Here is a 12,202-nt window from a genome sequence, read left to right on the forward strand (position 1 = left end):
CTTTCCATAACATATGCAAGTAATTTCATTTTACCGTTCGACTAACTCTCGCAAACTTGACCAAATATTTCCAGCCAACATAATCTATCGTCATCGTCTAAAAAAATATCATGGCGAGCATTTCCTCGCGAAGTGACATGATACAAACCGCCCGCTAATTCAATTCTTAAAGGTCTTGCCATATTGTTTAACCTTTCACGGGCATTGGGGTCAGGTCTTTCCATGACACATGCAAGTAATTTCATTTTACCGTTCGACTAACTGTTGAGCAATAACAACGTGTTAATGGTTAGTCATCAAACAATAAGCATGGCATATCCAGTTGAATCGCTCGCAAACTTGACCAAATATTTCCAGCCAACATAATCTATCGTCATCGTCTAAAAAAAGAGGGCATTGGGGTCAGGTCTTTCCATAACATATGCAAGTAATTTCATTTTACCGTTCGACTAACTCTCGCAAACTTGACCAAATATTTCCAGTCAACATAATCTATTGTCATCGTCTAAAAAAATATCATGGTGAGCATTTCCTCGCGAAGTGACATGATACAAACCGCCCGCTAATTCAATTCTTAAAGGTCTTGCCATATTGTTTAACCTTTCATATATATATTTATGTTATTCATTCTGTATATGCTGTACATTTATTTTAACATAAAAATGCGTTATTGAAAGACCTGACCGTACGCAGTAACAACTGCAAATCTAGCGGGTTAAAGTCCCGACCGTGGAATTGTCCGTACGCCACGGTAGCATGAGAAAGCGGCGTTGTGGCGACACGGGGTCGTAAGTTTTCAAATAGCAAAAGTGCAGGCCGAAACGAAAGTGAACCTATAAGTAGCCTCGTAAACGTAATCGAAGAAGCCGACCCTGTGGTCAGAAGGGGAAGGTCGTCGTACGAACACTTAAATAACGGAAATGGTGTTTGTGTTCTTCCGGGGTAGCAGGGTTGGCATGTACTAGAAGATTTGTAGTCCAGTGCTGGAGACCTGTATTGAGGGATGGGGAGGCCATCGATCATTGGATATAAGGAAACGAAATTTCAATGGCTGAATACAGGAGTCGGAGGGGCTCATAGTACCGTTTGAAGCCAAAGGACAACATAACCTTGGCTGAGGGAAGGGGCTCTACTTTGTTCACGCAACCCAAGAATGGAGGATGAGGAGATTGCCATGTTGCTAGTCACTCCTACGAAAATCAGGACATTACAGAGGAAGCTATATACCAAGGCCAAGCAAGAACCAGCCTATCGTTTTTACGCGCTTTACGACAAGATATACCGGGAAGATGTCCTCTATCACGCCTGGTGTCTGGTTAGAGCTAATAAGGGAAGTCCCGGCGTTGACGGGATAAGCTTTGAAGCCATAGAGCATGTAATTGGGTTAGATAAGTTTTTGTTGGAACTTGTCCATGATCTGAAAGAAAAGACCTACCGAGCCCAGCCAGTCCGGCGCGTTATGATTCCTAAAGCGGATGGTAGTTTAAGACCGCTGGGGATTCCGACGATACGTGACCGGGTGGCGCAAATGGCGGTTAAACTTGTCATTGAGCCCATATTCGAAGCAGACTTCTGTCCGAATTCGTATGGATTCAGACCAAAGAAATCGGCGCATGATGCGGTGGATGACATTGCCAATGCGCTATGGGCGGGTTATACACAAGTCATAGATGCTGATTTGACGAAATATTTCGACAGCATACCGCATGCAAAGCTGATGGCAGTGGTTGCAGAACGCATTGTTGATGGTGAGATTCTCGCACTGATCAAGCAATGGCTGAAAGCCCCCGTGATTGGTAATGATGAAAACGGTAAGAGGAAGGTGTTGGGTGGTGGAAAAGCCAATCGTAAAGGAACGCCGCAAGGTGGTGTAATCTCCCCGCTATTGGCAAACTGCTACCTACATATTCTTGACCGGATATGGCAACGACATCAGCTCAAAGGCAAATTAAAAGCGCAGTTGGTGAGATATGCCGATGACTTTGTTGTGTTGTGTAGAAAGGATGTTGAAACACCCATGTTGGTTGTAAAGCAAGTGCTGGAAAGATTAGGTCTTACCCTGAACGAATCCAAAACGCACATTGTTGACGCTACCCAATCAAGCTTCAATTTCTTGGGATTTTCAATCAGAATGAGCCAAGGAAGGCGAACAGGCAAGCCATACCCGCATGTCTGCCCATCAGCTAAATCTGCGAAGAAGATCAAGGACAAGCTGACACAGATGACGGGGCGAAATCAAACCACCCTGCCACTAGAAATTATGATCAGAAATATTAATCTAAGCCTCAGAGGTTGGACAAACTATTTCCATTATCAAAACTCTAGTCAGGTATTTGAGAAAGTTAAGGTACACGCAGAGCAACGCCTGCGTAAACACTTGATGAAACGCCATAAGATAAAAGATCGAAAGATTGGCGAAGGTCGATTTCCTAGCGTAGATTTATACAAACGCTATGGTTTATTTAAGGTTCCAGGGAAAGCTGGCTGGCGATCAGTGCATGCCTGAGTACGAAGAGCATCGGAAAGCCGTGTGCGGGAAAACTGCAAGCACGGTTTGATGAGGAGGGGTAGGCGCAAGCCTGCTCCTTACTCTACCCATTGTGTCTTAACGTCGAAAACTATGGCGGGTTAAGATTGTGATATCAGAGTGATACTAATAGTAACTGCAATTAAGCACATGTTAGCAACTCCGTCCTTAAATAACATCATAACCGCAAAGTTTCTCAAACTCATTTAACGGTATAGGTTTACTGAGTAAATAGCCCTGATAGCTGGGGCAATGGTGAATAGTCAGAAACTGTCTTTGTTCCTCTGTTTCAACGCCTTCGGCAATCACATTTAAACCTAAACTTCTGGCCAGGGTGATGATGGTTTGTACGACCACCGCGTCATTTGCATTGTCAGGCAGGTTGCGGATAAACGACTGATCTATCTTTAGTTGATCCAGCGGTAAACGGCTCAGGTAAGAAAGAGACGAATAGCCGGTGCCGAAATCGTCCATGGAGAAACTAACGCCTAAAGCCCTGAGTTCATGCATTTTTTGTATGGTATCTTCAACATCGTCAAGCACCAGGCTTTCGGTTAATTCCAGTTTCAGCTGCTTAGCGGGCGCATCGCTAGTTTTGAGTGCCAAACACACTTGCTCGACAAAATCGGACTGTCTAAACTGGCGCGCACTGACATTGATGGCCAACGTTAACCGACACGCCCGCGCATGGCTTTGCCAATTTTTGAGTTGAGCGCAGGCGGTTTCCAGTACCCATAAGCCGATGGGCAAGATCAAGCCGGTTTCTTCGGCTAAGGTGATAAATACAATGGGTGATATCAAGCCGCGTTCTGGATGTCGCCATCGCAGCAGCGCTTCGGCACTGACTATACCGTGTTCGCCGTCTGCTTGTGCCTGATAATGCAGTTCAAACTGCGCTTCCTTAATTGCAGTGCGCAATTCGATCTCCAAGTTGGCTTTAGCGGCAAGTGACGCTTGCATGTTTGGATCGTAAAAGCGCAGAGTATTGCGTCCCGCAGATTTGGCTTCATACATGGCTATATCAGCCTGTTTTAAAAGATCTTCTACCGAATTTTCGGCGTCTGCAAACAAAGTGATACCAATACTGGGGGTACTATGGTAAACATTGTCGCCGAATTTATAGGGTTGATTGAGTGTCAACAGAATTTTTTCGCAGACTTTCTGTGCTTGCGCTGCAGATTTTTCAAGATTATTGCTCAGGTTTTCCAGGATAATCACAAACTCATCACCCCCCAATCGCGAAATGGTGTCGCCCTCGCGAATGCAGGCGCTTAAACGCTCGGCAACCATCACCAGCAAGCGGTCACCCATGTCGTGTCCACTAATATCGTTAAGCAATTTAAAGTTATCCAGATCAATAAACACCAAAGCAGAGCAGTGCAGATGGCGCGAATTGCTGCACAGACTTTGCTGAAGCCTCTCTTGCAGTAGACGACGGTTTGGCAGGCGGGTCAGTGGGTCGAAGAAAGCCAGTTGTTTGATTTCCTGCTCTGCTTTTTTACGATCACTAATATCCACTAGTATGACAACGTAATGGGTAATTTTGGCTTGAGAGGGCATTGGGGTCAGGTCTTTCCATAACATATGCAAGTAATTTCATTTTACCGTTCGACTAACTGTTGAGCAATAACAACGTGGTAATGGTTAGTCATCAAACAATAAGCATGGCATATCCAGTTGAATCGCTCGCAAACTTGACCAAATATTTCCAGCCAACATAATCTATCGTCATCGTCTAAAATAATATCATGGCGAGCATTTCCTCGCGGGCATTGGGGTCAGGTCTTTCCATGACACATGCAAGTAATTTCATTTTACCGTTCGACTAACTGTTGAGCAATAACAACGTGTTAATGGTTAGTCATCAAACAATAAGCATGGCATATCCAGTTGAATCGCTCGCAAACTTGACCAAATATTTCCAGCCAACATAATCTATCGTCATCGTCTAAAAAAAGAGGGCATTGGGGTCAGGTCTTTCCATAACATATGCAAGTAATTTCATTTTACCGTTCGACTAACTCTCGCAAACTTGACCAAATATTTCCAGTCAACATAATCTATTGTCATCGTCTAAAAAAATATCATGGTGAGCATTTCCTCGCGAAGTGACATGATACAAACCGCCCGCTAATTCAATTCTTAAAGGTCTTGCCATATTGTTTAACCTTTCATATATATATTTATGTTATTCATTCTGTATATGCTGTACATTTATTTTAACATAAAAATGCGTTATTGAAAGACCTGACCGTACGCAGTAACAACTGCAAATCTAGCGGGTTAAAGTCCCGACCGTGGAATTGTCCGTACGCCACGGTAGCATGAGAAAGCGGCGTTGTGGCGACACGGGGTCGTAAGTTTTCAAATAGCAAAAGTGCAGGCCGAAACGAAAGTGAACCTATAAGTAGCCTCGTAAACGTAATCGAAGAAGCCGACCCTGTGGTCAGAAGGGGAAGGTCGTCGTACGAACACTTAAATAACGGAAATGGTGTTTGTGTTCTTCCGGGGTAGCAGGGTTGGCATGTACTAGAAGATTTGTAGTCCAGTGCTGGAGACCTGTATTGAGGGATGGGGAGGCCATCGATCATTGGATATAAGGAAACGAAATTTCAATGGCTGAATACAGGAGTCGGAGGGGCTCATAGTACCGTTTGAAGCCAAAGGACAACATAACCTTGGCTGAGGGAAGGGGCTCTACTTTGTTCACGCAACCCAAGAATGGAGGATGAGGAGATTGCCATGTTGCTAGTCACTCCTACGAAAATCAGGACATTACAGAGGAAGCTATATACCAAGGCCAAGCAAGAACCAGCCTATCGTTTTTACGCGCTTTACGACAAGATATACCGGGAAGATGTCCTCTATCACGCCTGGTGTCTGGTTAGAGCTAATAAGGGAAGTCCCGGCGTTGACGGGATAAGCTTTGAAGCCATAGAGCATGTAATTGGGTTAGATAAGTTTTTGTTGGAACTTGTCCATGATCTGAAAGAAAAGACCTACCGAGCCCAGCCAGTCCGGCGCGTTATGATTCCTAAAGCGGATGGTAGTTTAAGACCGCTGGGGATTCCGACGATACGTGACCGGGTGGCGCAAATGGCGGTTAAACTTGTCATTGAGCCCATATTCGAAGCAGACTTCTGTCCGAATTCGTATGGATTCAGACCAAAGAAATCGGCGCATGATGCGGTGGATGACATTGCCAATGCGCTATGGGCGGGTTATACACAAGTCATAGATGCTGATTTGACGAAATATTTCGACAGCATACCGCATGCAAAGCTGATGGCAGTGGTTGCAGAACGCATTGTTGATGGTGAGATTCTCGCACTGATCAAGCAATGGCTGAAAGCCCCCGTGATTGGTAATGATGAAAACGGTAAGAGGAAGGTGTTGGGTGGTGGAAAAGCCAATCGTAAAGGAACGCCGCAAGGTGGTGTAATCTCCCCGCTATTGGCAAACTGCTACCTACATATTCTTGACCGGATATGGCAACGACATCAGCTCAAAGGCAAATTAAAAGCGCAGTTGGTGAGATATGCCGATGACTTTGTTGTGTTGTGTAGAAAGGATGTTGAAACACCCATGTTGGTTGTAAAGCAAGTGCTGGAAAGATTAGGTCTTACCCTGAACGAATCCAAAACGCACATTGTTGACGCTACCCAATCAAGCTTCAATTTCTTGGGATTTTCAATCAGAATGAGCCAAGGAAGGCGAACAGGCAAGCCATACCCGCATGTCTGCCCATCAGCTAAATCTGCGAAGAAGATCAAGGACAAGCTGACACAGATGACGGGGCGAAATCAAACCACCCTGCCACTAGAAATTATGATCAGAAATATTAATCTAAGCCTCAGAGGTTGGACAAACTATTTCCATTATCAAAACTCTAGTCAGGTATTTGAGAAAGTTAAGGTACACGCAGAGCAACGCCTGCGTAAACACTTGATGAAACGCCATAAGATAAAAGATCGAAAGATTGGCGAAGGTCGATTTCCTAGCGTAGATTTATACAAACGCTATGGTTTATTTAAGGTTCCAGGGAAAGCTGGCTGGCGATCAGTGCATGCCTGAGTACGAAGAGCATCGGAAAGCCGTGTGCGGGAAAACTGCAAGCACGGTTTGATGAGGAGGGGTAGGCGCAAGCCTGCTCCTTACTCTACCCATTGTGTCTTAACGTCGAAAACTATGGCGGGTTAAGATTGTGATATCAGAGTGATACTAATAGTAACTGCAATTAAGCACATGTTAGGGTATTGGGGTCAGGTCTTTCCATAACATATGCAAGTAATTTCATTTTACCGTTCGACTAACTCTCGCAAACTTGACCAAATATTTCCAGCCAACATAATCTATCGTCATCGTCTAAAAAAATATCATGGCGAGCATTTCCTCGCGAAGTGACATGATACAAACCGCCCGCTAATTCAATTCTTAAAGGTCTTGCCATATTGTTTAACCTTTCATAAATATATTTATATTATTCATTCTGTATATGCTGTACATTTATTTTAACATAAAAATGCGTTATTGAAAGACCTGACCGTACGCAGTAACAACTGCAAATCTAGCGGGTTAAAGTCCCGACCGTGGAATTGTCCGTACGCCACGGTAGCATGAGAAAGCGGCGTTGTGGCGACACGGGGTCGTAAGTTTTCAAATAGCAAAAGTGCAGGCCGAAACGAAAGTGAACCTATAAGTAGCCTCGTAAACGTAATCGAAGAAACCGACCCTGTGGTCAGAAGGGGAAGGTCGTCGTACGAACACTTAAATAACGGAAATGGTGTTTGTGTTCTTCCGGGGTAGCAGGGTTGGCATGTACTAGAAGATTTGTAGTCCAGTGCTGGAGACCTGTATTGAGGGATGGGGAGGCCATCGATCATTGGATATAAGGAAACGAAATTTCAATGGCTGAATACAGGAGTCGGAGGGGCTCATAGTACCGTTTGAAGCCAAAGGACAACATAACCTTGGCTGAGGGAAGGGGCTCTACTTTGTTCACGCAACCCAAGAATGGAGGATGAGGAGATTGCCATGTTGCTAGTCACTCCTACGAAAATCAGGACATTACAGAGGAAGCTATATACCAAGGCCAAGCAAGAACCAGCCTATCGTTTTTACGCGCTTTACGACAAGATATACCGGGAAGATGTCCTCTATCACGCCTGGTGTCTGGTTAGAGCTAATAAGGGAAGTCCCGGCGTTGACGGGATAAGCTTTGAAGCCATAGAGCATGTAATTGGGTTAGATAAGTTTTTGTTGGAACTTGTCCATGATCTGAAAGAAAAGACCTACCGAGCCCAGCCAGTCCGGCGCGTTATGATTCCTAAAGCGGATGGTAGTTTAAGACCGCTGGGGATTCCGACGATACGTGACCGGGTGGCGCAAATGGCGGTTAAACTTGTCATTGAGCCCATATTCGAAGCAGACTTCTGTCCGAATTCGTATGGATTCAGACCAAAGAAATCGGCGCATGATGCGGTGGATGACATTGCCAATGCGCTATGGGCGGGTTATACACAAGTCATAGATGCTGATTTGACGAAATATTTCGACAGCATACCGCATGCAAAGCTGATGGCAGTGGTTGCAGAACGCATTGTTGATGGTGAGATTCTCGCACTGATCAAGCAATGGCTGAAAGCCCCCGTGATTGGTAATGATGAAAACGGTAAGAGGAAGGTGTTGGGTGGTGGAAAAGCCAATCGTAAAGGAACGCCGCAAGGTGGTGTAATCTCCCCGCTATTGGCAAACTGCTACCTACATATTCTTGACCGGATATGGCAACGACATCAGCTCAAAGGCAAATTAAAAGCGCAGTTGGTGAGATATGCCGATGACTTTGTTGTGTTGTGTAGAAAGGATGTTGAAACACCCATGTTGGTTGTAAAGCAAGTGCTGGAAAGATTAGGTCTTACCCTGAACGAATCCAAAACGCACATTGTTGACGCTACCCAATCAAGCTTCAATTTCTTGGGATTTTCAATCAGAATGAGCCAAGGAAGGCGAACAGGCAAGCCATACCCGCATGTCTGCCCATCAGCTAAATCTGCGAAGAAGATCAAGGACAAGCTGACACAGATGACGGGGCGAAATCAAACCACCCTGCCACTAGAAATTATGATCAGAAATATTAATCTAAGCCTCAGAGGTTGGACAAACTATTTCCATTATCAAAACTCTAGTCAGGTATTTGAGAAAGTTAAGGTACACGCAGAGCAACGCCTGCGTAAACACTTGATGAAACGCCATAAGATAAAAGATCGAAAGATTGGCGAAGGTCGATTTCCTAGCGTAGATTTATACAAACGCTATGGTTTATTTAAGGTTCCAGGGAAAGCTGGCTGGCGATCAGTGCATGCCTGAGTACGAAGAGCATCGGAAAGCCGTGTGCGGGAAAACTGCAAGCACGGTTTGATGAGGAGGGGTAGGCGCAAGCCTGCTCCTTACTCTACCTATTGTGTGCTATTGTGTGCGACATAGTAATCGTCTTTTACTCCCGTAATACCGAGTCTTAGGAAAACTTGATATAGCTTGTTGAATATCGTATTCAGTAATTTTTATAGTTTTTTGGTAACGCCAATCGGTTATCGAAACTTCTGTGTCAGCGAAATATAGCAGTCAAAAGTCATAACTTTTATCTAATAAGTAGTTATCATGCGATGCGATATAAATTTTCATTGGAATTTATCGACAAAATTCTTGGACCCAACAATTGCAATACCTCTGTATGGGGTCATGTCTGTCAAATGCGGATCACCACTTAGGATAAAGCTGGCACCTGCATCAATCGCTAAAGCCAGAAACTGATTGTCTTTAGGATCAATGCAATCAGTAATGACGCTGGTGACTGAAACAATCTCTGACGATTGCGCGTATAAGGTCAAAAACTCAAGCCGTGCTTCATCACTCAAATACTTATTAAATTTTGGTCGATAGATTACATCAATCAATTCTGTCAATGTTGAATCGGATGCTACGGGCTGAAAGTTTTTTAATGCTAACGAAAATGCTTTGGTAGATATTGAATTCGGTAAGATTGCGGCACTTATCGCAAGACTCGTATCGATAACAATTCGTTTAGTTTTAGCGATTGGCATGGACTAATGTATTTACATCCTCTTCACTTAATCCGTCATTTTCAGCTTCATTACCGATTTTTTGTCTGAAAGCTTCGTAAGCGTTTGCTGCCGAATCGCCTTTTAATGGAGATAACTCATTAATTAACTTCATAACTTGCAACAGGGTCTGTACAGTATTTCCAGACGTCGACAAAACAACTGAAACAGGACGTCCCCGACGAGTGATTAAAACAGGCTCTCGTTGAGATGTGTCGATCAGTTCACCGAAATGATTTTGAGCGGCTAAAGATGTCATGGTTAGCATAATCAATTCTCCTTTTTAAACAAACTAGCTGTTACAGTGATTATAGCTGATATGCATTTATACCGTTGTATTTTTGAGGGGCATTGGGGTCAGGTCTTTCCATGACACATGCAAGTAATTTCATTTTACCGTTCGACCAACTGTTGAGCAATAACAACGTGGTAATGGTTAGTCATCAAACAATAAGCATGGCATATCCAGTTGAATCGCTCGCAAACATGACCAAATATTTCCAGCCAACATAATCTATCGTCATCGTCTAAAAAAATATCATGGCGAGCATTTCCTCGCGAAGTGACAGGATACAAACCGCCCGCTAATTCAATTCTTAAAGGTCTTGCTATATTGTTTAACCTTTCATATATATATTTATGTTATTCATTCTGTATATGCTGTACATTTATTTTAACATAAAAATGCGTCATTGAAAGACCTGACCGTACGCAGTAACAACTGCAAATCTAGCGGGTTAAAGTCCCGACCGTGGAATTGTCCGTACGCCACGGTAGCATGAGAAAGCGGCGTTGTGGCGACACGGGGTCGTAAGTTTTCAAATAGCAAAAGTGCAGGCCGAAACGAAAGTGAACCTATAAGTAGCCTCGTAAACGTAATCGAAGAAGCCGACCCTGTGGTCAGAAGGGGAAGGTCGTCGTACGAACACTTAAATAACGGAAATGGTGTTTGTGTTCTTCCGGGGTAGCAGGGTTGGCATGTACTAGAAGATTTGTAGTCCAGTGCTGGAGACCTGTATTGAGGGATGGGGAGGCCATCGATCATTGGATATAAGGAAACGAAATTTCAATGGCTGAATACAGGAGTCGGAGGGGCTCATAGTACCGTTTGAAGCCAAAGGACAACATAACCTTGGCTGAGGGAAGGGGCTCTACTTTGTTCACGCAACCCAAGAATGGAGGATGAGGAGATTGCCATGTTGCTAGTCACTCCTACGAAAATCAGGACATTACAGAGGAAGCTATATACCAAGGCCAAGCAAGAACCAGCCTATCGTTTTTACGCGCTTTACGACAAGATATACCGGGAAGATGTCCTCTATCACGCCTGGTGTCTGGTTAGAGCTAATAAGGGAAGTCCCGGCGTTGACGGGATAAGCTTTGAAGCCATAGAGCATGTAATTGGGTTAGATAAGTTTTTGTTGGAACTTGTCCATGATCTGAAAGAAAAGACCTACCGAGCCCAGCCAGTCCGGCGCGTTATGATTCCTAAAGCGGATGGTAGTTTAAGACCGCTGGGGATTCCGACGATACGTGACCGGGTGGCGCAAATGGCGGTTAAACTTGTCATTGAGCCCATATTCGAAGCAGACTTCTGTCCGAATTCGTATGGATTCAGACCAAAGAAATCGGCGCATGATGCGGTGGATGACATTGCCAATGCGCTATGGGCGGGTTATACACAAGTCATAGATGCTGATTTGACGAAATATTTCGACAGCATACCGCATGCAAAGCTGATGGCAGTGGTTGCAGAACGCATTGTTGATGGTGAGATTCTCGCACTGATCAAGCAATGGCTGAAAGCCCCCGTGATTGGTAATGATGAAAACGGTAAGAGGAAGGTGTTGGGTGGTGGAAAAGCCAATCGTAAAGGAACGCCGCAAGGTGGTGTAATCTCCCCGCTATTGGCAAACTGCTACCTACATATTCTTGACCGGATATGGCAACGACATCAGCTCAAAGGCAAATTAAAAGCGCAGTTGGTGAGATATGCCGATGACTTTGTTGTGTTGTGTAGAAAGGATGTTGAAACACCCATGTTGGTTGTAAAGCAAGTGCTGGAAAGATTAGGTCTTACCCTGAACGAATCCAAAACGCACATTGTTGACGCTACCCAATCAAGCTTCAATTTCTTGGGATTTTCAATCAGAATGAGCCAAGGAAGGCGAACAGGCAAGCCATACCCGCATGTCTGCCCATCAGCTAAATCTGCGAAGAAGATCAAGGACAAGCTGACACAGATGACGGGGCGAAATCAAACCACCCTGCCACTAGAAATTATGATCAGAAATATTAATCTAAGCCTCAGAGGTTGGACAAACTATTTCCATTATCAAAACTCTAGTCAGGTATTTGAGAAAGTTAAGGTACACGCAGAGCAACGCCTGCGTAAACACTTGATGAAACGCCATAAGATAAAAGATCGAAAGATTGGCGAAGGTCGATTTCCTAGCGTAGATTTATACAAACGCTATGGTTTATTTAAGGTTCCAGGGAAAGCTGGCTGGCGATCAGTGCATGCCTGAGTACGAAGAGCATCGGAAAGCCGTGTGCG

9 protein-coding genes are annotated in these 12,202 nt (G+C 44.4%); 4 read left to right on the forward strand and 5 right to left on the reverse strand.

Annotated elements, in window-relative coordinates:
• Positions 1–41: 41 nt before the first annotated feature.
• The gene (locus ABH008_RS10655; RefSeq protein WP_347989839.1) at positions 42–245 is read right to left on the reverse strand and encodes a hypothetical protein; all 204 of its coding nucleotides are present in this window, start codon (positions 243–245) and stop codon (positions 42–44) included.
• Between the two features lie 929 nt (positions 246–1,174).
• Here ABH008_RS10655 and ltrA (ABH008_RS10660) point away from each other — a divergent pair.
• Entirely contained in the window at positions 1,175–2,506 is a 1,332-nt protein-coding gene (ltrA, locus tag ABH008_RS10660) for a group II intron reverse transcriptase/maturase (RefSeq protein ID WP_347989591.1), read from the forward strand.
• A gap of 189 nt (positions 2,507–2,695) precedes the next feature.
• On the opposite strand, the gene ABH008_RS10665 is transcribed toward ltrA (ABH008_RS10660), so the two are convergent.
• Positions 2,696–4,111 carry an EAL domain-containing protein gene (locus ABH008_RS10665; protein ID WP_347989840.1) on the reverse strand — a complete coding sequence of 472 codons (1,416 nt, stop codon included), beginning with the start codon at positions 4,109–4,111 and terminating at the stop codon, positions 2,696–2,698.
• Between the two features lie 1,158 nt (positions 4,112–5,269).
• Between ABH008_RS10665 and ltrA (ABH008_RS10670) the strand changes: the two genes are divergently transcribed.
• Positions 5,270–6,601, forward strand: coding sequence for a group II intron reverse transcriptase/maturase (gene ltrA, locus ABH008_RS10670; protein WP_347989591.1), 1,332 nt, complete (start codon positions 5,270–5,272; stop codon positions 6,599–6,601).
• A 235-nt stretch (positions 6,602–6,836) separates the two neighbouring features.
• On the opposite strand, the gene ABH008_RS10675 is transcribed toward ltrA (ABH008_RS10670), so the two are convergent.
• Positions 6,837–6,977 (reverse strand): hypothetical protein, encoded by a 141-nt coding sequence (locus ABH008_RS10675; protein ID WP_347989841.1) that lies wholly within the window; start codon positions 6,975–6,977, stop codon positions 6,837–6,839.
• Between the two features lie 584 nt (positions 6,978–7,561).
• Between ABH008_RS10675 and ltrA (ABH008_RS10680) the strand changes: the two genes are divergently transcribed.
• Complete coding sequence (gene ltrA, locus ABH008_RS10680) at positions 7,562–8,893, forward strand: group II intron reverse transcriptase/maturase (RefSeq protein WP_347989591.1); 1,332 nt, start codon at positions 7,562–7,564, stop codon at positions 8,891–8,893.
• Positions 8,894–9,204: 311 nt separating this feature from the next.
• Here ltrA (ABH008_RS10680) and ABH008_RS10685 read toward each other — a convergent pair whose 3' ends face one another.
• Positions 9,205–9,627, reverse strand: a complete 423-nt coding sequence (locus ABH008_RS10685; RefSeq protein WP_347989842.1) for a putative toxin-antitoxin system toxin component, PIN family — start codon at positions 9,625–9,627, stop codon at positions 9,205–9,207.
• Positions 9,614–9,913 carry a type II toxin-antitoxin system prevent-host-death family antitoxin gene (locus ABH008_RS10690; protein ID WP_347989843.1) on the reverse strand — a complete coding sequence of 100 codons (300 nt, stop codon included), beginning with the start codon at positions 9,911–9,913 and terminating at the stop codon, positions 9,614–9,616. The genes ABH008_RS10685 and ABH008_RS10690 overlap by 14 nt, the downstream gene beginning before the upstream one ends.
• 928 nt (positions 9,914–10,841) lie before the next feature.
• On the opposite strand from ABH008_RS10690, the gene ltrA (ABH008_RS10695) reads away from it, so the two are divergent.
• Entirely contained in the window at positions 10,842–12,173 is a 1,332-nt protein-coding gene (ltrA, locus tag ABH008_RS10695; RefSeq protein WP_347989591.1) for a group II intron reverse transcriptase/maturase, read from the forward strand.
• Positions 12,174–12,202 lie beyond the last annotated feature (29 nt).

Origin of the sequence: Methylomonas sp. AM2-LC, assembly GCF_039904985.1 — a bacterium.
In the GTDB taxonomy this organism is placed as follows: domain Bacteria; phylum Pseudomonadota; class Gammaproteobacteria; order Methylococcales; family Methylomonadaceae; genus Methylomonas.